Genomic DNA, 21,496 nt, shown 5'->3' on the forward strand with positions numbered 1-21,496 from the left:
GGGCGGATGTGACCTGCGTCTCAGGGGGCGGGCCGGTCCGGCACGCCCCCTTTCCCGCCCCTACAGCCCGGGGCCGTTGTACGCGCCCCGGTGCGGCTTCGTCGTCGCGGAGACCGGGTTCCCCCAGTAGTCGCGGCCGCCGTTGCCGCTGATCACGGAGCCGTTGTTCAGGGCGGGGGAGGTGGAGCGCAGCTTGTAGCCGTCCACGGAGTGGATCGTGTCGCCGCCGGTGCCGGGGTTCACGAAGCGCGGGTCGCCGGCGATTCCGTTGGCGGTCGGCCGGGGCACGCCCTGGAAGACGTTCCACAGGTAGGAGATCCCACTCGCGGTGGGCAGCCGGGAGTCGGCGGTGCCCACCCAGATGTTGTTCTCGACGACGCTCTCGTCCGGGAGCGTGACGGAGAACTTCCTGTCCGTGCAGTAGAAGACGTTGTTGTACAGGTGCAGCGCGGAGCGTCCGGCGCTGACGCTGCTCATGCGGCAGTCGTTCTCGGAGATGTTGTGGCGGATGACCTGCCGGGCGCCGCCGATGGTGCCGCAGCCGTCGCAGTCGAGGAAGAAGCCGCCGATGTTGTCGCGGCTGAAGTTGTACTGGACGAGGCAGGTCCCGGTGTTGCCCCAGTCGCAGTCGAAGGCCTGGCTGTCGGCGACGGACATCCTGGTGATGCCGTACACGGCGTTCTTCTGGATGGTGGGGTTGTGGTCGCCGAGCACCCAGATCCCGGCGAAGTTGCCGCCGGAGAAGGGGTACACGCCGTTCCCGACGCCGGAGGCGTTGTTGTACTGGATCATCGGGGTGTCGGCGTAGCTGACGATGATGCCGTCGCCGCCGACGTCCTTGACGGTGTTGTGCTCGACCAGGACGCCGGTGCCCTTGACCGCCATGGCGCCGACGCGGATCTTGAGGCCGCCGCCGCCCGTGTCGGCGATCCGGTTGTGGTGGACGTGCACGTCGTTGAGCGTCGAGTTCGTGCCGCTCGCGCCGGTGACGATGCCGGCGGACTGGACGAAGTCCTCGGTGGTGGGGCTGTTCTTGTTCGTCTGTCCGGCGACGCGGTCGATGACGAGGTTGCCGATGTCGAACCCCCGGTGGGCGGTGCCGTCGGTGGCGGAGATCCGCAGTCCGGTGCGGCGGGCGAGGGTGGCGGCGGGGTTGGTCAGTCTGAGGTTGCTGATCCGCCAGTGGTCCTGGTTGGTCAGGGAGACGGCGTCGGGAGCGCCGCCGCCGTCGATGACGGGCAGGGCGCCGGTGCCGTGGGAGGTGAGGGTGATGGGCGCGGAGGCGGTGCCGCTGCCCCGGGGGGCGAGGGCGCCGGTGCAGGTGGTGCCGGACGCGAAGGCGAGCGTGTCGCCGGGTGCGTAGGTCTTCGCGTTGGCCTGGGCGACGCTGTGGAACGGCGAGGCCTGGCTGCCGTCGCCGGCCGTCGGCCGCGAGCAGTCCACGTACGTGGTGCTGCCCGCGGCCGAGGCGGTGACGTCGGAGACCGCGACGCTTCCGGTGAACGCGAGGGCGAGGGAGACGAGCCCGCGGCTCACCGTCCGGCGCCCCTCGACTGACCTGAGACTCATGGCGCGACGCCTTTCTGGAGGTCTGCTGCGGCCAGAAGGTATGAGCGCTCGATGATCGAGTCAATGCGTCGCTGTCGAATGATCGAATTTCGTTCAGGGAGAGGGCAGTTGCTCCTTCGCCTGTTCCGCGGCGCTAGTCGCCGGTCGTGCCGTCGAGCAGTTCGCGCACGATGTCGAGGTGGCCGTTGTGGCGGGACGTCTCCTCGACGAGGTGGAGGAGGATCCAGCGCAGGTCGACGTGGCGCCCCTCGCGACCGGCCCGCTTCGCCTTGTCGTCCAGGTCGCTCGCCGCGACCAGTTCGCGGTAGCGGGCGCTCTGTTCGGCGTACTCGTCGAGAAGCTGGGCGAGCGGGAAGTCGACGGCGATCCGCATCTCGCGGTCGGGGTCCTCGTCGGTCCACGGACCCTCGTCCTCCTCGCCGAGGAAGACCACCTGGAACCAGTAGTACTCGACCCAGCGGAGGTGGTTGACCAGTCCGCTGAGGGTCATCAGCGGGGAGCCCGGCAGGACGGACCTGCGCGCGTCCTCCGCGGAGGCGCCCTCGCACTTGGCGCGGGCGGTGTCACGGGCGTAGTCGAGGAACGTGGTGAGCTGGCTGCGCTCGTCCCACGCGGGCGGCGTGTCGTCGATTCTTGTCATCGCGCGCAGCGTCCCCGATCACCGCGACCGGTGTCGAGGGATTTACCGCCCGGCCGGTCCTCCCCGTGGAGGACCGGCCGGTGTGCGGCCGTGGCGCGTCAGAAGACGAGGTTGTACGCGGTGCCCCCGCCGAGCACCCCGGTGGCCGAGCGGCCCGCGAACGGGGCCTTGAAATCGCCCGTACCGGCGTAGAGGTACGCGGTGCCGCCGGGGCCGTACGCGAGGAGGTCGGGGCGGCCGTCGTCGTTGCCGTCACCGATGCCGACGGTGTCGGTGTACGCGTTCCAGCCGCCGCCGATCCTGGTGCGGGGCGCGAACGTCCCGTCGCCCCTGCCCAGGTACAGCCAGAGGACACCGGCCGTGTCGCGGGCGACGAGGTCACCGGCCGGGCCGCCGCCGATGTTCCCCGTGGCGGTGATCTGGTTGTAGATCCCCCAGCCGTGGCCGATCTTCCTGCGCTTCTCGAAGGGGGCGGCGGGGCTCCCGCCCGTGCTCCTGTAGAGCCACAGGTCACCCGCCTTGTCGGTGGCGACGAGGTCCGCGCGGCCGTCGCCGGTCAGGTCGCTGCCGCCGGTGAACCGGGTGTACGTGTTCCACCCGCCGCCGATGCGCGTCCGGGGCGGGAACGTCACGTTGTAGCCGACGCCGGCCCCGTCGTACATCCAGAGCACGCCGTCCCGGTCCCGGGCGACGAAGTCGGCGGCGCCGCGGACGACGATGTCGCCGACGGCCTCGATCCGGTCGTAGCCCTGCCAGCCGCCACCGACCCGGATGCGCTCGCCGTCCGCGACGAGGCTCTTCCTCCCGGTGTCGTACCTGGTGTCGGTCCGCCACAGCACGCCCTGGGCGTCGCGGGCCAGCAGGTCGGGGGTGCCGTTGTCCTTGATGTCGTGGGGGGGCGGAGGTCTTGACGCCGTCGAAGGAGCCGTTGGCCTCCACGGCCGGGCCGACACCGTTCTGCGGGGTGGCCTTGAAGGACCAGTCGTACGTGCCGATGTGGGCGTCGTCGCCCATCGCGGACTCGGCCGCGATCGTCGACCAGGAGACGCAGACGACGTTGTCCGAGCACAGGTACGGGCTGCCCGCGGACTCGGTGTAGAGCCCGAACGACTTGGTGAAGGTCTTGCCGGTCCGACGGTGGGTGATCGTGAGGTCGATGTCGGCGTTGTTCCGGGACAGCTGCCACTTCAGCGCCGGGTTGGTGTCCAGGTCGAGCGTCCGCGGGAACCGCTCTCCGAGGTGGACGAGCTCCGTCGGCTCGCCGGTGGAGGCGATCAGCTCGGCGGCCGGCATGCCGTCCGCGCCGAGGGCGATCCGGTAGACGCCCTCGCCCCTGTCGAGGGTGCCGCCGCGCGCGAGGAAGGTGCCGTCCGGGCCGGGCTCGATCCGCTGGGTGTAGTCGAGGAGCGTGATCGGTGCGTCCAGGATCGGGGACTTCGCCCTGAGCGGGACCAGCGTCCCCCCGCCGCCGCCCCGACCGTTCCCTTCGAGGGTCGACGGCTCGGCGTACATCACCCACGAGCCCAGCAGGCCGCCCGTGAGGAACTCCCCCTCGCCCAGGCGCATCCGTGTCTCCTCCCCGGTGGCACGGTCCGCGACCACGACGTGCTGCGGGCTGTCCTCCTTCCACTCCGACCAGGCCAGGCGGGTGTCGGAGAACGCGCTGAACCCCCACCTCTCGTCGGGGAAGACCACCGAGTCGGTGTCGTGGGTGGAGACCACCGAGGCGGTGGCGAGGTCCACCAGGGCGAGGTGGTACCCGGGCGAACTGCCTTCCTCGTTCCACACGTTGTACGAGACGAGGACGGCGCCGTCGCGCGCGGCGGTGGAGTGCACCCCCCGGGCGGCGGCGGGGATGCCGGTGATCGTCCTCTGGGTGACGGCGGCGCCGGTGCGCGTGACGAGCCGGGGCTGGGAGCGGTCCGCACCCATCGCCGTCGCCAGGACCGTGTCCCGCGACACGCCCTTCTCGTAGGTGAGCTTCAGCGCGCCGAGGTCGATCGCGACGGGGGCACCACCGGCGGCCATGTCGTGGAGCTTCACGACCTTGGAACTTCTCATGTCCTGCCCGTCCCCGGACACGACCACGTCCGAGGCCGTGGAGTCGACCACGCCGGCGTCGAGCTTCGTCGTCGCGCCGTCCGCGTACCGGGTCCACTCGTACCCCGTCTGCCACGTGTACGACAGGAAGCCGGTCTTCCCCGCCGCGGCCAGGCTCGCGTCCTTCGGGAACGGCAGGGGCGCGTTCGCCGCGACCCCCGTCGCGGGGGCCGGTGCGGGGGCGGGGGCGGCGGTCGCCGGGACGGCCAGGGCTCCGGCGCCGAGCGTGACGGCGAGGACGGTGGTGACCGCGGCGGAGACACGGCGGCGGTGCGCACGTGCGGAGTTCAAGGCTTCCCCCCAGGGAGATCGAAGCGGCGCACGCTCCCACGCGCGCCGCCCGGTCAGACTCACGGAAGGTCGGAGGGGTTGTACGTGCCTCGTTCCGTGATCACCCGCGGGGGGCGCTGCCGCTCCTGACGGTCTTCCGGATCCAGTCCGCGTGGGCGGGCGCGCTGGTGTAGAGACCCGGACCCTCCGAGCACGGCACGTTCGGGGCGCCGGGGCCCGAGGTGACTCCGATCAGCTCCCACCGCCCGTTCCGGCCCTTGCGCAGCTGCGGTCCGCCGGAGTCCCCGAAGCACGCCATCGCCCGGGGCACGGTGCTGATCGTGCACAGCCGGGTCCGGTCCGCGAAGCCGAGCGCGCACTCGGACACGGCACCCCTGCGGGTGTTCAGCTCCTGCAGCCGCTCCGCGAACCTGAACTCCGTGTCCACGGTGGTGCCGAAGCCCAGGATCCGGGTCGGGGTGCCCGGCCGCCCCACCTGCCGGGCGATCCGCACAGGCGGCTCGGCGACCGGTCGGTCGAGGCGGATCAGTGCGATGTCGTGCCGGTTGGCGGCCTTCCCGTCGCCGCTCGCGTAGCCGGGGTGGATGTACGTCCGGTCGATGGCCCGGACGGTCCCCCCGGACTTCCGGTGGTCGCTGCCGACCCGGACGGTGCCGTCCAGCTCCAGGCCGTCGCCCTGCACGCAGTGGGCCGCCGTCAGCACCCACTGCCGGTCGATCAAGGACCCTCCGCAGGTCCCGTCGTACAGCCCGTGCTTCGGGGCCGACTCGGGGATCGTCACCATGAACGGGTAGCTCTCGGTCGAATCGTTCCCGTTGACGATCGCCGTGGCGCTGCCGGTCATGAGGGTGGCGCAGGTCGCGGCGGCGAGAACACCGACGGCGGCGGTGCGCGCCGCACGGCGGCGCAGCGGCTTGATGTTGAACACAGAGAGTTCCTTCTGCTCGGAAGTCCGTACGTGTCCAGCCTGTCCGCCCACCCTCCGACGGGCCACGGAGGTAGCGGGCGGAACCCCTCTGCGGGCAGCGGGCCCGGGGACGGTGGGGGTATCCCCACGGCGGACTCGCGACCGACCACCGCGAGCCCGGCCTGATCGACAGGGCAACCCTGGACACGGGCGACCACCAGCAGTTCGCGGTCGCCCTCGCCGACCGGTTCGCCCTGCCGGCCGCCGTACAGGTGCTCCACCGTGAGACCCGCCGCCGGCGTGGCCGCCCGGACCCACAGCCGGGTGGCCTCAGCCCAGCCGCTCCTGAACGACCTTGTCCACGCGGTCCCGCCAGGGTGTGAACGGCGCCGCCGGGCGGGGCTGGAACCGGCGCTCATGGGCCTTCCAGGCCTCCTCCGTGCGGCAGGGGCCGCAGAAGGTCTCCTCGCCGGTGGGCCGGAACACGTGGGTGTTCCCCGGCCCGTCGCAGGTGATCAGCGGCTTGGGGCCGGGAGCCGCCGGGGCCCCGGCGGCCGGGCCTGGCGCTTCGGTTGCGGAAAGCGTCACGGGGAGGGGCTCGCTCACGGCGGGCGGGAGCTTCGCGACCAGGCGGTGCCTGAGGAACCCCGCCGCCGAACGGACGCCGTCACGGGGCAGATGAGCCGACAGCGCGTGCAGCAGATCAGCAGCCGACACGCCTCTCCGCAGCCACTCCGCCGCCGCCTCGGCCAGCCCCCTGGCCTCCCGCACCCCGAGCAGCAGGTCCCGGTTCCGGTGCCGGAGCGAGAGCAGCAGGCGCTCCGCCAGGGCGACTTCGGGGGCCCGCCCCTCGGCGTCGACGGCCTCCGGCTCGGGAGCCGGTTGCGGCTCCGGGAGGGGTTGAGAGTCCGGGGCGGGTTGCGGCTCCTGGCTCAGTTGCGGCTCCTGGGCGGGTGCCGGTGGCTGGGTCGGTCGCGGCTCCTGGGCGGGGTCCGCCTCCGGCGCCGGAGGCGGTTGCGGTGATCGTCGCGATTTCGGCGCGCGCGCTTTGGTGGGTGGGTGGGAGGAAGTCTTGCCCCCATCGTCTTCGTCAGTGGGGGGAAGGTGACCGATGGTCCGGGCCGTCGGAAAACCGCTCGTCGGTTCCCCGGCCGCCGGCACCCGGTCCCGGATCGCGACCGCCTCTTCACGCGTGAGGGTGACGTTGGACAGCAGCTGCGTGGTGGTCCAGTACCCGCGCTCGCACTGCGCCTTCCACTCGTGGAGGAGCCCACAGGAGATCAGGAACCCCTTCGCCCGCTGGTACGCCCGGAGCTTCATCCCCAGGTCGATGGCGTGCTGGTGGAGGGGCTTCTCCGGCGCGTCCTCGGGAAGGCCCTGGACGTGCATGAGGAGGATCTTGGCGTCGCTGTTCAGAACCGGATGCGACACGAGGTTCTTCGAGACCATCGTGAAGGAACGAACCGGCGCGATAACATGCCGAAGCATTTCTGGTGGACTCCTGATCCACTAGTGGTGAAGGTCCCCGGGCTACTGGTGTTGGCGCACCACCGGGGGCCGCTCCCATTCTCACGGAGCGTGATGTCGCGGTCACCGTACCGCACACTTCACCAGCTGATGCAACAACTCCGGCTCTACGAACGGATCTTCGAGCGTCGGCCGCGACCGCCAGTCCAGTGGCCACGTCGCCCCGGTCAGCGCCGGGATCCCCACGTACGACTCACTCCTCCCGCCGCCGCTCAGCGCCCTCACCGGCGCCGGCCACGCGTGGCCCGCGGCGGTGCGGGGCGGCAGCAGGAAGTACAGGTTCCGCTCGCCCGTCGCCTCCCGCACGATCGGGCCCGCCTGGAAATCCGTGAACGCCATCAGGCGATACGCCACGTCCTCACCGAGGAACCCGCCGATCCGCACGGCGTCGAAGTGCACACCCGCGTGACGGAGGGCGTGACCGGTGGCGGGCACCCAAGAGGGTGCGGTGTCAAGCGACTTGCGCAGATTCATGCGGCCAGCTTGGGGGCCGTGGTCTCCTGTGACCAGCGACACAGTCCGGTTGTGCGGGACTGTGCACTCGGGGAGGTCGGGTGTGAACAACGAGAAGAAGAGAAGCCCCGGGGCCGCGAAGGCATTCGGCGCGCTGTTGCGGTTCTATCGCGAGCGGGCGAGCGTATCGCAGGAGGCCCTGGGCCGGGAGACCGGATATTCCAAGTCCCAGGTGGCCATGATCGAGCGTGGGGAGCGGCGGGCGAAGGGGAACTTCGTCGAGATCGCGGACGAGATGCTGGGTGCACAAGGTGCACTTAAGACGGTGGCCGAGGAGGTGACGGCGAGCGGCATCGCGGCGTGGTTCGAGGACTACCTGGAGGAGGAAGCCAGGGCTGCGGGCATCCACATGTACGAGAACCATCTGATTCCTGGGCCGCTGCAGACAGAGGAGTACGCCCGGGCCGTCTTTGGCTGTGCCGTCCCAGCTCTGGAGGACGAAGACATAGAGGCAGGCGTCGCCGCCCGGCTGAAGCGGCAGGAGCTGTTCTTCCGGAAACCCGCCCCCATGGTCACCTTTGTTCTGGAGAGGGCCGCACTCACCAAGCCCCTCGGCGGGACGGAAGTACTGCGAAAGAATCTGCTGCATGTTCGTGAGCGCGCTGATCTACGCAACGTCACCATCCAACTCATGCCGGAGGGTCGGACAACCCATGCCGGGCTCAACGGACCCTTCACCCTCCTGGAAACCGAAGGCCGCCGAGGTCAACTCGTCTATGTCGAGGGACAAGGCGGGAGGTACTTTCTCAGCGAGCAGCCGGACGTGGGAGACGTCTTCGCCCGCTACAGCACCCTGCGGGCTCAGGCTCTCACTCCGGAGGAATCCGCACGACTCATCGAACAGGTGGCACGAGAGCTATGAGCACCGACCTCAACTGGTTCAAGAGCAGCTATAGCGGCGACCAGGGCGGCAACTGCGTCGAGGTCGCCATCACCTGGGTCAAGTCCTCCTACAGCAGCGACCAGGGCGGCGACTGCGTCGAGGTCGCCACCTGCCCCGGCGTCGTTCACATCCGCGACTCCAAGGACACCGCCCTTCCCTCCCTCTCCGTCTCCCCCGCCGCCTGGGGCGACTTCCTCACCCTCGTCTGACAACGGCGAAGGTCTCCGCCCCGTACCCCGGAGCGGAGACCTTCAGTTGCCCGTCCGCCGCGTCAGAACGCGCCGTTCAGGCCCCACCAGGCGCTCTGCTCCGGCATGCCCGCGCGGAGCTTGCCCGTGCCCGTGCCGCTGTAGAGGACCAGGCAGCCGACGCCTCGGCAGCCCTCGCCGTCGTATCCGCTGGTGGTGATCGTCGCCAGGTCGTTGAGCCCGTCGGCGCCGAAGTCGCCCACCGCGAGGAACGAGGCCATGACGTTCCAGCCGCCGGAGCCGATCAGCTCGCGGGAGCCGACCGCGCCGGTCCTGCCCGGGTAGAGCCAGAGCTTGCCGGTGGCCGCCTCGCGGGCGATCAGGTCGGGGCGGGCGTCGCCGTTCATGTCGCCCGCGCCGACCAGCGTGTTCATCGTGTTCCAGCCGCCGCTGCCGATCAGCTTGCGGGCGCCGAGGGTGCCCGTCGAGGTGCCGGGGTAGAGCCACAGCTTGCCCGTGGCCTTCTCGACGGCGATCAGGTCCGCGCGGCCGTCGCCGGACAGGTCACCGAACGCGGTGATCCGGTCCATGCTGTTCCAGCCGCCGCTGCCGATCAGCTTCCGCGTGCCGAGGGCGCCCGTACCGGTGCCGGGGTAGAGCCACAGCTTGCCGGTGGCCGTCTCGCGGGCGATCACGTCCTCCCGGCCGTCGCGGCTGAAGTCGCCGTGCCGGGTGAGGGCGTTCATGGCGTTCCAGCCACCGCTGCCGATCATCCGGCCCGTGCCGTCACCGGGCAGGAACCAGAGGCGGCCCGCCTTGTCGCGGACGACGACGTCCGCCTTGCGGTCGGCGTTCAGGTCGCCGAAGCCGACGGCCTTGGGCGACGTGTAGGCGTGCCACGACGGGTACGGCGCCTCGCTGCACTCGCGCGCGGTGGGCACGAACCTCACCGAGCTGACGGAGTTGCTGCCGGGGCCGCCCCAGTCCCTGAGGTTCGGGTCCGGGTCCCGGACGGAGCCGCCGAGGGTGTCCGCGTAGTTCGGGCTGTCGTAGGTGCAGACGAACTTGTCCGTACGGTTGGCGATCGTACGGAACGCGTTGTCCCAGGAGCCCAGCGTCGGGGCGTTCGTCTTCGTCTTGTACATCGTGCCGGTGGCGTTGTCCGTCTTCCAGGCGCAGAAGTAGCCCTTCGGACAGTCCTGGACCACGGCCTGGGCCGGCGCGGCGCCCGCGCCGAGGAGCCCGGCGGAGCTGAGCCCCAGCGCCGTGGCCACCGTGGCCAGGCGCCGCAGCATAGAAGTGCGCATGCGTTCCCTCCCTGAGGCGGCGCGGAGAAGACCTCGGACGCGCCGCGAGAGGGACGGTATCCCGCCGCACGATCCGCGCCAACACCCGGGCGCCCCCCTCGCCCTCGGGGGCCGCTCTACGGCGTCAGCACCCCGTTCAGGAAGGGGCCGACCGCCTCGCGCCAGGCGTCCGGGTGCTCGTAGTGGAGGAGGTGGCCGGCGTCGGGGATCTCCGCGTACGTCCCGTGGGGCAGCACACGGACCATCTCCTGCGCCTCGGCCCGCCCGAGCTCGCCGTCCAGGCCGCGGAGGACCAGCGTCGGGCAGCGGACCTGGGCGAGCGACTCCCAGTGGGCGTCGTGGACCCAGGTCTCGCGGGAGGTCAGCATCTGCTCGGGGTCGAACACCGGGCCCCAGCCGTCCGGGCGTTCGGCCATGACCTCGGCGAAGAAGGCGCCCCGGGCCGGGTTCGGCCGCTCGACCCACGGGTCGTCCTCGCCGAACCAGCGGCGGGCCGCGTCGAGTGAGGGGAACGGGGTCGGCCAGCGGCGGAACCAGTCCCGCCACTCGCGCTGCGAGGCGGCTCCGAGCGCCGAGGCGCGCATGTCGCAGATGACGAGGGCGCGGACGAGGTCCGGGCGCTCGGCGGCGAGTTGCCAGGCGGTGAGGGCACCCATGGAGTGGCCGATGAGGGTCACCGGGCCGAGGCCCAGCTGCTCGACGGCTGCGGCCGCGTCCGCCACGTACGCCTCGCGGGTGAAGAGGCCGGCGGCGGGCTTGTCGCTGTGCCCGTGGCCGCGCTGGTCGAGGGCGACGGTACGGGGGACCCCGGGGCCCGCGGCTCCCGGTCCTCCCGCTCCCCGCTCCTCGGCGGCCCGCGCGAGGCGGGCGACCGCCGGGGCCCAGTGGGCCGCGTGGCCCATCAGACCGTGGAGGAGTAAGACCCCGGGTCCGGTCCGCGGGGCGGCCTTGGGCGTGAAGTCCCAGGCCGCCAGCCGTACGCCGTCGGCCCCGGTGACGTCGAGTCGTCGCGCCATCCCTGGCACCCCCTCTTCCTGCCGTCGAACCTCGCCAGACTATCGAACTCGCATTCGAAAATGCGCTCCTGCCGCACAACACCCCTCGTTCGAGTGACAGGGCTCAAGGATTGACCCGCGGCGCCGAGGGGAGATCTTGAACGGGAGGCGGACCGCTCGGGGAAAACGGTCCGAGGGGAGTGACCTTGAGAGCTCGGGGCTCCAGGTCAGCTCAGGGGAGGGCAGGCCCCGGCGCCCGAAGGCGCCGGGGCCCTCTGCCGTCCGGGGCGCGGCGACCCGCGTCGACCGACCGGCATCAGTCCGGGGCACGGCCGTCCGCGCCGGCCGCCCGACAACCGTCCGGGGCGCGGCGGACCGCTTCGGGCGTCCGGCATCCGCTGGCTGCACCGTCCCACCCCTCCCCGGTATCGCACCTCTCGCCCCAGCGTGGCACGGCGAGGGCGCGGGCGTGGCCATTCCGGCGTAAACCGGGGCGCACGAAGGACGTTGAGCTCCCACCCCGCCGATTCGTCATCCCGCCGTGACCGGCCACGGGCAACCATGACGGCCCGTCATCCGCCCACCGGAGGTGATCTCATCCCAGGTGGCAGGGCAGGACCCTCGCCCGGCGCGGCATCACCGTCGTCGCCACCCGGGGCGTCCACCCGAACGGGAAGCGGCACACCTGCTACACCTTCGCCGACTCCAGCGGGAACGAGTTCACCCGCTTCTCCAGCCGCTCGCCGGTCAGCGCGCACCTCGTCCACGACCCCGGCAGGCCGGGCTCCACCCGGGTACGCCGGAGCTCCGCCTGGATGACGGCCAAGCACGTCATCGGCCTGGGGATCCGCCTCGGATTCCGCCGGCTCGGGGCGCTGGGAGTCGCCGCTCCCCACCACTGACGGGATCGCCGCCTCCTTCCCGGGGAATCCCGGGGAAGGAGGCGGCGCGGTCCCGCGCCCGGTTCAGCGCTTCGCGACGAACACGTGCGAAGCGACCTCCGCGTCCAGCTCGGCGGCCTCGCCGCTCGAACCCACCAGGACGCCGCCCGGAGACTCCGTCACCGACACCACGGAGCCGGGCTGCACGCCCGCGCGCCGCAGCGTGTACATCAGCTGCGCGTCCGTCTGGATCGGCTCGCCGATCCGGCGGACGACCACCGTCTTGCCCTCGCTCGCGTCCAGATCGGCGAGCGAGACCATCGAGTCGTCGAGGAAGGCCTCCGCCCCCGCCTTCTCGCCCAGCTCCTCAAGTCCCGGGATCGGGTTCCCGTACGGCGACTCCGTCGGGTGACGCAGCAGCTCCAGGACCCTCCGCTCCACGGCCTCGCTCATCACGTGCTCCCAGCGGCAGGCCTCGGCGTGCACCTGCTCCCACTCCAGGCCGATCACGTCGACGAGCAGACACTCCGCGAGGCGGTGCTTGCGCATGACGCGGGTGGCGAGGCGGCGGCCCTCGTCCGTGAGCTCCAGGTGCCGGTCGCTGGCCACGGCCACCAGACCGTCGCGCTCCATCCGGGCCACCGTCTGGCTCACCGTCGGCCCGCTCTGGTCGAGCCGCTCGGCGATCCGGGCACGCATGGGGACCACACCTTCCTCCTCAAGCTCGAGGATGGTGCGGAGATACATCTCCGTTGTGTCGATCAGTCCGGACATACGTGCCCCTCGATGAGTCGTGCGCTGGCCCTGCACCAATTCTGACGCATCGGGCCGACAACCGGGTCTCACCGTCCACAGGTGGTATTGACAGAGCAATGGTCCAGACCGCACCGTGATCGGCGACCAGGGCACGACCACGACACGACGGCGACGAACAAGGAGCTTCCGGAATGGGCGACAGCGCGGGCGAGAGCAAGCTGGCCGGACAGTTCTTCGACGCCGCGATCGGCCTGCTCCAGCAGGTCCGCGACGGCGACTCCGCCGAGATCGCCGCGGCGGGCGCCGCGATCGCCGAGGCCGTCGCCCACGGCAACCGGCTCTTCGCCTTCGGCGCGGGCCACTCCTCCCTCGCCGCCCAGGACGTCGTCTACCGCGCCGGCGGCCTCGCCCTCATGAACCTGCTCGTCGTCCCCGGCGTCGTCGGCGTCGACGTCATGCCCGCGACGCTCGGCTCCGCCCTCGAACGCGTCGACGGCCTCGCCGGAGCGGTCCTGGACTCCTCCCCCGCCAAGGCCGGGGACGTCCTGATCATCATCTCCCTCTCCGGACGCAACGCCCTGCCCGTCGAGATGGCGATGAACGCCCGCGCCCTCGGCCTCACCGTCATCGGCGTCACCTCCGTCGCGTACGCGACCGAGACCAGGTCCCGGCACGTCTCGGGGACGTACCTCAAGGACCACTGCGACATCGTCCTCGACTCCCGCATCGCCGTCGGCGACGCCGAACTCACCCACGAGGGCATCGAGGCCCCCTTCGCGCCCGCCTCCACCGTCGTCACCAGCGCCCTCATGCAGGCCACGCTCGCCGCCGCCGCCGAGGAGCTCGTCCGGCGCGGCATCGAGCCGCCGCTGCTCCGCTCCGGGAACGTCGACGGCGGGCACGAGTGGAACGGCCGCGTGATGACGGAGTACGGCGACCGGATCTTCTACCGGCACTGAGCCCGCCGCCGGGTGGCCGCCGCGTCGCGGCGGCTACGCCGGGTCGGCCAGGTCCAGGGCCGCCGCCACCCGGGACGCCACCGCCTCCGCGAAGACCACGTCCTCACGCTCGAAGGGCTTGCGGCAGGCGGCCCGCAGGAACGTCAGGACGCCCAGCGTCCGGCCCCGGGAGCGCAGCACCACGCACACCGCGTGCGCCGCGTCCGCCGGCCACTGGTGGGCCTCCGCCCACACCTCGGCCGTCCGGCCCGCGCTCGCCCGTACCGTGCCCACCCGGTCCCAGGCCTGGAGCGCCGGGTGCCTCGGCCCGTACCGCAGCGGGATACCGCCGCCGACGACCGGCGACGACGGGCCGGGAGCACCGCCCGCGGGGGTCGCCAGGGTCCGGGTCAGCCGCCGCTCGCCCGCGATCCGGTCGACCAGCGCGTGGTCCGCGAAACCGGCCAGGGCGAAGTCGAGCAGCACCGTCGCCGCCTCCACCGGGTCCTCGCACTCGGCCGCCGCCGCGCCCGCCCGGTGCAGCTGGCTCCACCGGAACCGCAGCCGGTCCGCGTCCCGCGCCGCGAGCCGCTCCTCCGTGACGTCCTGGAACAGCCAGGCCACCCCCAGCGGCACCGGCTCCTCCGCCATCGGCGAGGACAGCCGCAGGAAGCCACTGCGCCAGCACCGGCGGCGCTCCCCCGCCGAGGTCCGGAGCGTCACCCACACCTCGGCGGGCGCGGGCGGCGTGCCCTCCGCCAGGACGTGCTGGAGCGCGGCCTCCAGCTCCTCCGCGCCGTGCACGACGACATCGCCCAGCGGGCGACCCAGCAGGGCCGTACGCCCGGTCCCGAAGGCGCGGGCCGCGTGGCCGTTGACCATGGCGGGGCGGAGATCGGCGTCGACGAGGACGACACCCCAGGAGGCGTCCTCGAACAGGGCCTCGCTGAGCGCCACCGACCGCTCCAGGTCGAGCTGGACGTGCACCTCGCTGAACGCGCAGTACACCCCGGCCGGACCGCCGTCCGCCCCGCGCACGCCGGCCGCCTGGCTCCTCACGAGCACCCGGCCGCCGTCCTTGCGCAGCAGCGCCAGCTCGTGGACCTGCCGCCCGGGGCCCTTCATGACCCCCATCAGCCGGCCCAGGATCTCCTCGGCGTCGGCGCTGCGCGCGGCCCACCCCTCGAACCCGCGCCGGCCGACGGCGTCCTCGGCGGACCAGCCGAGGATGCGCTCGGCCTCGCGGTTCCAGTGCGTGACCGTCCCGTCGGCGTCGAACGCGCAGAGCGCCGCGTCCATCCCGTCGAGCAGCGCGGCCAGCAGATCGGCCCCCGCCCCGGGAACGGAAGCGGTCTCGCTCGCGGACCCCGTGAAAGCACTCATCCCGGCACCCCCCATACTGCGGCCATTCAACTGGAACGTGACGCAGAGCACATCACCTTCACCGAAATCGTTGCACCGCGGAAACGAATTCGGTCACGGGCACGGGCCGTCGGGGCGCGGGCCGCCTGAGGGCGCGGGCCGCTCAGGGCGCCAGCCGCTCCACCCGCCACGTCTCGCCGTCCCGCGCGTCCGGGCCGTTCTCGCGGACGTAGCGGAGGCGGTCGTGGAGACGGTTCTCGTGGCCCTGCCAGAACTCGATCGCGTCCGGCACGACCCGGACGCCGCCCCACTCCGGGGGGACCGGCACCTGGGCGTCCCCGGGGTAGCGGGCGGCCAGCTCCTCGTACCGGGCGAGGAGTTCCTCGCGGGAGGCGATCACCGAGGACTGACGGCTCGCCCAGGCGCCGAGCTGGGAGCCGTGCGGGCGGGTGCGGAAGTAGGCGACCGTCTCGTCGCGGCCGACGCGCTCGGCGCGGCCGGTGACGACGACCTGGCGGGCCAACGGGTGCCAGGGGAAGAGCAGCGAGACGTACGGATTGGCCGCGATCTCCACGCCCTTGCGGGAGTCGTAGTTGGTGAAGAAGACGAACCCGGCCCGGTCGTAGTGCTTCAGGAGCACCGTGCGGGCCGACGGCCGGCCGTCGAGGGTGGCCGTGGAGACGATCATCGCGTTCGGCTCGTGGATCGCCGGGTTCGCGACGGTCTCCTTGAACCAGCGGGTGAACTGCGCGATCGGCTCGGGCGCGAGGTCGGCCGGCGACAGCTCCGTGGTGCGGTACTGCTCGCGCATGTCGGCGGGATCCAGGGCGTCGTTCACGGCGCCTCTCAGGGGATCGTTCGCGGGATCGGTCACGGGATCGGTCACGGGGCCATCCTGCCGCAGCGCCGCAGTTTGCCCGGCACCACGTGCCGCCAATCCACACTCGCCGAATCGGCGCACTGTGCCGGATGTCACGCTTCCCCGCATCATCGGAACCGTACAGACTCAGGGCTGGACGACTGTTGTATTCCCACCATCGACCAGCACTCGGTTGATCGATCATCGATAGAGGAGCCGCCTGATGTCCGACTTCGTACCCGGGCTCGAAGGAGTCGTCGCGTTCGAGACGGAGATCGCCGAACCCGACAAGGAAGGCGGCGCGCTCCGCTACCGCGGCGTCGACATCGAGGACCTGGTCGGCCACGTGTCCTTCGGCAACGTCTGGGGACTCCTCGTCGACGGCGCCTTCAACCCGGGCCTGCCGGCCGCCGAGCCCTTCCCGATCCCGGTGCACTCCGGCGACATCCGCGTCGACGTGCAGTCCGCGCTCGCGATGCTCGCCCCCGTGTGGGGCCTCAAGCCGCTCCTCGACATCTCCGCCGAGCAGGCCCGCGACGACCTCGCCCGCGCCGCCGTCATGGCCCTCTCCTACGTCGCCCAGTCCGCGCGCGGCCAGGGCCTCCCGATGGTCCCGCAGAGCGAGATCGACAAGGCCGAGTCCGTCGTCGAGCGCTTCATGATCCGCTGGCGCGGCGAGCCCGACCCGAAGCACGTCAAGGCCGTCGACGCCTACTGGACCTCGGCCGCCGAACACGGCATGAACGCCTCCACGTTCACCGCGCGCGTGATCGCCTCCACCGGTGCCGACGTGGCCGCCTCCCTCTCCGGCGCCGTCGGCGCCATGTCCGGCCCGCTGCACGGCGGCGCGCCCTCCCGCGTGCTCGGCATGATCGAGGAGATCGAGCGGACCGGCGACGCCACCGCCTACGTGAAGCAGGCCCTCGACAAGGGCGAGCGCCTCATGGGCTTCGGCCACCGCGTCTACCGCGCCGAGGACCCCCGCGCGCGCGTGCTCCGGCGCACCGCCCGCGAGCTGGCGGCGCCGCGCTTCGAGGTCGCCGAGGCGCTGGAGAAGGCCGCGCTCGAAGAGCTGCACAACCGGCGCCCCGACCGCGTCCTCGCGACCAACGTCGAGTTCTGGGCGGCGATCGTCCTGGACTTCGCCGAGGTCCCGGCGCACATGTTCACCTCGATGTTCACGTGCGCGCGCACGGCCGGCTGGTCGGCGCACATCCTGGAGCAGAAGCGCACCGGGCGCCTGGTCCGCCCGTCCGCCCTGTACACGGGCCCCGGTCAGCGCAACCCGCGCGAGATCGAGGGATACGGCGACATCGCGGGCTGATCCCGCGCGCGCAAGCCCGGGCCGGTGGGCGGGTCGCCCACCGGCCGCGTGCCGTCCCGGCTACGCCGACAGCGCCGGCTGGGACTCCGGGTGCAGCAGCAGGTCCGCGTGGTGGCGGGCCGCCACCAGCGGATGGGCCCGCAGCTTGCCCTTCAGCTCGTTGCGGCCGTACTCCGCGAACAGCGGGTTCGCCGGGTCGGCCGTGACACCGGGCGCCGTCCCGGCGTGCGGGAAGACGAGCGGCGAGATCCGGGCGTCGAGCCGCGGGTTGTAGAAGAACGGCACCGAGTACCGCTCCGTCGCCCCGGGCGGCGAGACGACCCGGTGGTTGGTGGCGAGCAGATAGCCGTTGGTCGCCACTTCGAGCAGCTCGCCGAGGTTCACGACGAACGCGCCCGGCAGCGGCGGCACATCGTGGAAGTTCCCGTCCTCGCGCTGGACCTGCAACCCGCCCACCTGGTCCTGGAGGAGCAGGGTGAGGAAGCCGTAGTCCTTGTGCGCGCCGACGCCCTGGTCGTCGCCCTCGCCGCTGCTGCCCGGGTAGCGCACCAGCTTGAGGTGCGGGTGGGCGCGCGGGCCGAAGATGTCGTCGTAGAAGTCCCGCGGCGCCCCGATCGACGCCAGCAGCTCGTGCAGCAGACGCTCGGCGACCCCGCTGAGCCGGTCCACCCAGTGCAGGGCCGCGGTCCGCAGCTCGGGGAGGGCGGCGGGCCACTGGTTGGGGCCTTCGAGCCACCAGTACGGGGCTTCCCAGGGCGCGGGGGTGCGCGCGGGGCGCTCGGCGCCGATGTCGAGCTGGTCGCGCCAGTCGCGGGCGCCGCCGGTGCGCTCGTCGCCGATGCGGGTGTAGCCGCGGAAGTGCGGCGAGTTGATGTTGTCGAGGGCGAGCCGGTCGGCCTCGGGCAGCGCGAAGAAGGCGTGCATCGCGGAGGTCAGGGCCCGCGTCTCGGCCTCGGTCACACCGTGCCCGACGAGCTGGAAGAAGCCGACGTCGTGGGCGGCCGAGTGGAGCTGCGCGTGGAGCAGACGCCGGGCCTGGGGGCCGCGGTCGGCGGCGGAGAGGTCGACGATCGGGAGCTGCGCGGCGTACGAGCTCCGGGTCTTCGGGCTGCTGGTCGGCTGCTGGGAGGACGAGCTGAGAGTCATGGATGCGTCCGCGGGGTCTACGGGTGCCCGGAGCGGCCGCCAGGGGTGGGGCGGGGGCCACGGGTGCCGGTCGGCTTGGGCTCGGAACGAGGGACCCGGGGGGCGGTGGTGGTGCCCTTGAGGGTCAGGCGGAGCGGCGACAGCTCATGCTCGTGACGCGGACGAAGTCCACGTGGCGACGGCGTACGAGCAGGGGCATGCGACCACAGTACTGCGGCAGGGGTCGAACGACTGTGGTCCGGGTCACGTAGGGGGAAGCCCGAGGGGGCGCAGGAAATTCCGGAAGGGGCGCGAGGGGGTTTCGGGCGGGCGCACGGGCGTCCGATGGCACGGACCTGGGCCCCGGCGGGGGCGCCTGGACGCCCTGGACCCCGCGGGCCCGGTGGTCACGGCGTACGCCCGACCGCCACCGAGGCGACGGTTACGCCAGGGCCTCGTCCAGCAGGTGGGCCCACTGGGACACCACCCGCTCCCGGCGGGCGCGGTCGTCCGTCAGGAGGGTGGCGAGGCCCAGGCCGCGGGCCATGTCCAGGAGGCCCTGGACGGTCTCGCGGACGCCGGGGCGGGACTCGTCCGCGCCCAGGACCTCGACGGCGATCCGGTGCGACTCGCGGCCCACGCGGGCCTCCAGCTCCGTGACGCGGGCGCGGAGCTGGTCCTCGTCCGAGGCGGCGACCCAGAGGTGGAGGGCGGCCCGGAAGAGGGGCCCGGTGTAGAGGTCGACGAGCGCGGCGACGGCCTCGTGCCGGTCGCGGGACGGCAGGGACCGCAGCGCCTGGGAGCGCTCCTCCGCCACGTACTCGACGGCGGCCGTGAACAGGTCCTCGCGGGTCGGGAAGTGGTGCTGGGCGGCGCCCCGGGAGACGCCGGCCCGTTCCGCGACGACGGCGACCGTGGAGCCCGCCCAGCCGTGCTCGGCCAGGCAGGACACGGCCGCCTCCAGGAGCCGCTGCCGGGTGGCGCGGCTCCTGTCCTGCTTGGGCGCGGTCACAGCCGCCATTGAGGGTCCCGTCGTTCGAGGAAGGCCGTCATCCCCTCGCGCGCCTCGGCGGAGGCGAAGAGCGTGGCCGACCTCCGCACGAGGTCCTCCGCGTCGCGTTCGAAGGTCTCCAGGACTCTAGCGGTGACCAGCCGCTTCGCCTCCCGCAGGCCCTGCGGGGAGCCGGCGCGCAGGGCGTCGAGGATGCCGGGGAGGGCCGCGTCCCCGTCGGTGACGAGGCCCATGGCGATCGCCTCCGGGACCCCGAACCCCTCCCCCGTCAGGTAGTGGCGGGCGGCCGCGCGCGGTTCCAGCCTGGGGAGGAGGGTGAGGGAGATGACGGCGGGCGCGACCCCGATCCGTACCTCGGTGAGTGCGAAGTCCGAGGCCTCCCCGGCCACCACGATGTCGCAGGCGCCGAGCAGGCCGAGGCCGCCCGCCCGGACGTGCCCGGTGACGTGGGCGACGACCGGCTTCGGCAGCTCGACGATCTGCCGGAGCAGGTCGACGAAGGCGTACGGGCTGGGCGGCGCCTTCAGGTCGGCGCCCGCGCTGAACGTCGTACCGGTGTGGGCGAGGACCACCGCCCGGACCGCCGGGTCCTTGCCGCAGGCGGTGAGCGCGTCGGCGAGTTCGGTGACGAGGGAGGCGGAGAGGGCGTTGCGGGTGGCGGGGGAGTTCAGGGTGAGGGTGGTGATGCCCCGGTCCTCGGCCGATGTCACGAGTGTGGTGGTCATGCGCGGTCCCTCAGTTCCCTTCGGAGGATCTTCCCGGAGGCCGCCCGGGGCACGGTGTCGACGAACTCGACGCTGCGGACCTTCTTGTACGGGGCGACCCGTGCGGCGACGTGAGCCATGACGTCCTCGGCGGTGAGGCCGGGCGCCGAGGGCTGGCGTACGACGAAGGCCTTGGGTATCTCCGTACCCTCCGCGTCGGTGACGCCGATGACGGCGGCGTCGGCGACGCCGTCGTGCGTGAGGAGGAGCGCTTCGAGTTCGGCGGGGGCGACCTGGAAGCCCTTGTACTTGATGAGTTCCTTGACGCGGTCGACGACGTACAGCCAGCCGTCGGCGTCGACGCGCCCGATGTCGCCGGTGTGGACCCAGCCGTCGGCGTCGATCATGGCGGCGGTGGCGTCGGGCCGGCCGAGGTACCCCTTCATGACCTGCGGCCCCCGGATGGCGACCTCGCCCTCCTCGCCCGGGGCGGCGTCCTTCGACGGGTCGTCGAGGGAGAGGATCCGCATCTCGGTGGAGGGCAGCAGCTTGCCGACGGTGCCGGGCGGCGGGTTCTCGGCGTCGAGGGGGACGACGTGGGTGCCCGGGGAGAGTTCCGTCATGCCGTACGCCTGGAGGACCGGCGGCAGCCCGAGCCGGGCGGAACAGGCCTCGGCGAGGGCCGCGTCGAGGGGGGCGGCGGCGCTGACGACGTACTCCAGGGAGGACAGGTCGTACGCGGCGACGGCCGGGTGCTTGGCGAGGGCGAGGACGATCGGCGGGGCGACGTACAGGCCGTTGATGCGGTGCTTCTGGATGGCGCCGAGGAAGGTGTCGAGCTCGAAGCGGGGGAGGACGACGACGGTGGCGCCCTGGCGGAGGGGCGCGTTCATCAGGGCGGTCAGGCCGTAGATGTGGAAGAAGGGGAGGACGGCGAGGACGCGGTCGCCCGGCCCCATCGGGATGACCGGTTCGAGCTGGGCGAGGTTCGTGGCGATCGACGTGTGCGTGAGCATCACGCCCTTGGGGACGCCGGTGGTGCCGGAGGAGTACGGGAGCGCGGCGACGTCCTCGTCGGGGTCGACGTCGATCTCGGGCACGGGCCCGGTCGAGCCGAGGAAGGACTGCAACGACCGCACCCCCTCGCCCTCGGGCCCTTCGGGCGCCTGGTCGCAGACGAAGATCTCCCGGACGCCGCCCGCGAGTTCGGCGGCGGCGCGGGCGGCCGGGAGCAGCGGCGAGACGGTGACGATCCAGCGCGCGGCGGAGTCCCCCAGCTGCTTCGCGAACTCCTCGGGCGTGGCGAGCGGGTGCACGGTGGTGACGGCCGCCCCGGCACGGGTGGCGGCGTAGAAGGCGATGGGGAAGAGCACGGTGTTGGGACTGTGCAGCGCGAGCACGTCCCCCTTCCGCACCCCGGCCTCGGCGAGCCCGGCGGCCACCCGCCGGTGGAAGGCGTCGACCTGCCCGTACGTGAGGGTGAACTCCCCGGCCCCGTCGACCAGCGCGGGCGTGTCACCCCGCTCGGCGGCGCGGCCGAGCACCGCGTCGTGGATGGGGAGGGAGACGGTGGGGACGGGCTCGTACTCGCTGTGGAACACCATGCGTTGACCCC

21 protein-coding genes are annotated in these 21,496 nt (G+C 72.4%); 4 read left to right on the forward strand and 17 right to left on the reverse strand.

Annotated elements, in window-relative coordinates; all coding sequences use genetic code 11:
• Positions 1–60: 60 nt before the first annotated feature.
• The 7 genes from ACRRSS_RS33010 to ACRRSS_RS33040 all read right to left on the reverse strand — a co-directional run bounded on the left by ACRRSS_RS33010 (position 61) and on the right by ACRRSS_RS33040 (position 7,508).
• On the reverse strand, positions 61–1,569 hold the full coding sequence (locus ACRRSS_RS33010) for a right-handed parallel beta-helix repeat-containing protein (RefSeq protein ID WP_435974665.1): 1,509 nt from the start codon (positions 1,567–1,569) through the stop codon (positions 61–63).
• A gap of 133 nt (positions 1,570–1,702) precedes the next feature.
• A complete protein-coding gene (locus ACRRSS_RS33015; RefSeq protein WP_435974666.1) occupies positions 1,703–2,209 on the reverse strand; it encodes a DinB family protein in 507 nt (168 codons plus the stop codon).
• Positions 2,210–2,307: 98 nt separating this feature from the next.
• Positions 2,308–2,817 (reverse strand): FG-GAP repeat domain-containing protein, encoded by a 510-nt coding sequence (locus ACRRSS_RS33020; RefSeq protein WP_435975486.1) that lies wholly within the window; start codon positions 2,815–2,817, stop codon positions 2,308–2,310.
• Positions 2,720–4,600 carry a hypothetical protein gene (locus ACRRSS_RS33025; RefSeq protein ID WP_435974667.1) on the reverse strand — a complete coding sequence of 627 codons (1,881 nt, stop codon included), beginning with the start codon at positions 4,598–4,600 and terminating at the stop codon, positions 2,720–2,722. Before ACRRSS_RS33025 ends, ACRRSS_RS33020 begins: the two co-directional genes overlap by 98 nt.
• A 100-nt stretch (positions 4,601–4,700) precedes the next feature.
• On the reverse strand, positions 4,701–5,528 hold the full coding sequence (locus tag ACRRSS_RS33030) for a S1 family peptidase (RefSeq protein ID WP_435974668.1): 828 nt from the start codon (positions 5,526–5,528) through the stop codon (positions 4,701–4,703).
• A 309-nt stretch (positions 5,529–5,837) separates the two neighbouring features.
• Positions 5,838–6,956, reverse strand: a complete 1,119-nt coding sequence (locus ACRRSS_RS33035; protein WP_435974669.1) for a hypothetical protein — start codon at positions 6,954–6,956, stop codon at positions 5,838–5,840.
• 141 nt (positions 6,957–7,097) lie between these two features.
• Positions 7,098–7,508, reverse strand: coding sequence for a hypothetical protein (locus ACRRSS_RS33040; RefSeq protein ID WP_435974670.1), 411 nt, complete (start codon positions 7,506–7,508; stop codon positions 7,098–7,100).
• A gap of 82 nt (positions 7,509–7,590) precedes the next feature.
• Here ACRRSS_RS33040 and ACRRSS_RS33045 point away from each other — a divergent pair, with 82 nt between their 5' ends.
• Both ACRRSS_RS33045 and ACRRSS_RS33050 read left to right on the forward strand, forming a co-directional pair.
• On the forward strand, positions 7,591–8,409 hold the full coding sequence (locus tag ACRRSS_RS33045) for a helix-turn-helix domain-containing protein (protein ID WP_435974671.1): 819 nt from the start codon (positions 7,591–7,593) through the stop codon (positions 8,407–8,409).
• Positions 8,406–8,639 carry a DUF397 domain-containing protein gene (locus ACRRSS_RS33050; RefSeq protein WP_435974672.1) on the forward strand — a complete coding sequence of 78 codons (234 nt, stop codon included), beginning with the start codon at positions 8,406–8,408 and terminating at the stop codon, positions 8,637–8,639. Before ACRRSS_RS33045 ends, ACRRSS_RS33050 begins: the two co-directional genes overlap by 4 nt.
• 62 nt (positions 8,640–8,701) lie before the next feature.
• On the opposite strand, the gene ACRRSS_RS33055 is transcribed toward ACRRSS_RS33050, so the two are convergent.
• The 4 genes from ACRRSS_RS33055 to ACRRSS_RS33070 all read right to left on the reverse strand — a co-directional run bounded on the left by ACRRSS_RS33055 (position 8,702) and on the right by ACRRSS_RS33070 (position 12,575).
• Positions 8,702–9,925 carry an FG-GAP-like repeat-containing protein gene (locus tag ACRRSS_RS33055; protein ID WP_435974673.1) on the reverse strand — a complete coding sequence of 408 codons (1,224 nt, stop codon included), beginning with the start codon at positions 9,923–9,925 and terminating at the stop codon, positions 8,702–8,704.
• A 116-nt stretch (positions 9,926–10,041) separates the two neighbouring features.
• Complete coding sequence (locus ACRRSS_RS33060) at positions 10,042–10,941, reverse strand: alpha/beta fold hydrolase (protein WP_435974674.1); 900 nt, start codon at positions 10,939–10,941, stop codon at positions 10,042–10,044.
• A 667-nt stretch (positions 10,942–11,608) separates the two neighbouring features.
• Entirely contained in the window at positions 11,609–11,755 is a 147-nt protein-coding gene (locus tag ACRRSS_RS33065) for a hypothetical protein (protein ID WP_435974675.1), read from the reverse strand.
• A gap of 130 nt (positions 11,756–11,885) precedes the next feature.
• On the reverse strand, positions 11,886–12,575 hold the full coding sequence (locus ACRRSS_RS33070) for a metal-dependent transcriptional regulator (RefSeq protein ID WP_435974676.1): 690 nt from the start codon (positions 12,573–12,575) through the stop codon (positions 11,886–11,888).
• 173 nt (positions 12,576–12,748) lie between these two features.
• Between ACRRSS_RS33070 and ACRRSS_RS33075 the strand changes: the two genes are divergently transcribed.
• Complete coding sequence (locus tag ACRRSS_RS33075) at positions 12,749–13,516, forward strand: SIS domain-containing protein (RefSeq protein WP_435974677.1); 768 nt, start codon at positions 12,749–12,751, stop codon at positions 13,514–13,516.
• Positions 13,517–13,549: 33 nt separating this feature from the next.
• Here ACRRSS_RS33075 and ACRRSS_RS33080 read toward each other — a convergent pair whose 3' ends face one another.
• Both ACRRSS_RS33080 and pdxH read right to left on the reverse strand, forming a co-directional pair.
• The gene (locus ACRRSS_RS33080) at positions 13,550–14,878 is read right to left on the reverse strand and encodes a PAS domain-containing protein (protein ID WP_435974678.1); all 1,329 of its coding nucleotides are present in this window, start codon (positions 14,876–14,878) and stop codon (positions 13,550–13,552) included.
• Positions 14,879–15,020: 142 nt separating this feature from the next.
• Positions 15,021–15,668 carry a pyridoxamine 5'-phosphate oxidase gene (pdxH, locus tag ACRRSS_RS33085; RefSeq protein WP_435975487.1) on the reverse strand — a complete coding sequence of 216 codons (648 nt, stop codon included), beginning with the start codon at positions 15,666–15,668 and terminating at the stop codon, positions 15,021–15,023.
• A gap of 271 nt (positions 15,669–15,939) precedes the next feature.
• On the opposite strand from pdxH, the gene ACRRSS_RS33090 reads away from it, so the two are divergent.
• Complete coding sequence (locus tag ACRRSS_RS33090) at positions 15,940–17,040, forward strand: citrate synthase 2 (RefSeq protein ID WP_351903789.1); 1,101 nt, start codon at positions 15,940–15,942, stop codon at positions 17,038–17,040.
• 60 nt (positions 17,041–17,100) lie between these two features.
• On the opposite strand, the gene ACRRSS_RS33095 is transcribed toward ACRRSS_RS33090, so the two are convergent.
• The 4 genes from ACRRSS_RS33095 to ACRRSS_RS33110 all read right to left on the reverse strand — a co-directional run bounded on the left by ACRRSS_RS33095 (position 17,101) and on the right by ACRRSS_RS33110 (position 21,485).
• Positions 17,101–18,186, reverse strand: coding sequence for an isopenicillin N synthase family dioxygenase (locus tag ACRRSS_RS33095; protein WP_435974679.1), 1,086 nt, complete (start codon positions 18,184–18,186; stop codon positions 17,101–17,103).
• 421 nt (positions 18,187–18,607) lie between these two features.
• A complete protein-coding gene (locus ACRRSS_RS33100) occupies positions 18,608–19,186 on the reverse strand; it encodes a TetR/AcrR family transcriptional regulator (RefSeq protein ID WP_435974680.1) in 579 nt (192 codons plus the stop codon).
• On the reverse strand, positions 19,174–19,902 hold the full coding sequence (locus ACRRSS_RS33105; RefSeq protein WP_435974681.1) for an enoyl-CoA hydratase family protein: 729 nt from the start codon (positions 19,900–19,902) through the stop codon (positions 19,174–19,176). The genes ACRRSS_RS33100 and ACRRSS_RS33105 overlap by 13 nt, the downstream gene beginning before the upstream one ends.
• Entirely contained in the window at positions 19,899–21,485 is a 1,587-nt protein-coding gene (locus ACRRSS_RS33110) for an AMP-binding protein (RefSeq protein ID WP_435974682.1), read from the reverse strand. The genes ACRRSS_RS33105 and ACRRSS_RS33110 overlap by 4 nt, the downstream gene beginning before the upstream one ends.
• Positions 21,486–21,496: the final 11 nt, after the last annotated feature.

Source organism: Streptomyces sp. Qhu_M48 (assembly GCF_051305195.1).
Classification (GTDB): Bacteria; Actinomycetota; Actinomycetes; order Streptomycetales; family Streptomycetaceae; genus Streptomyces.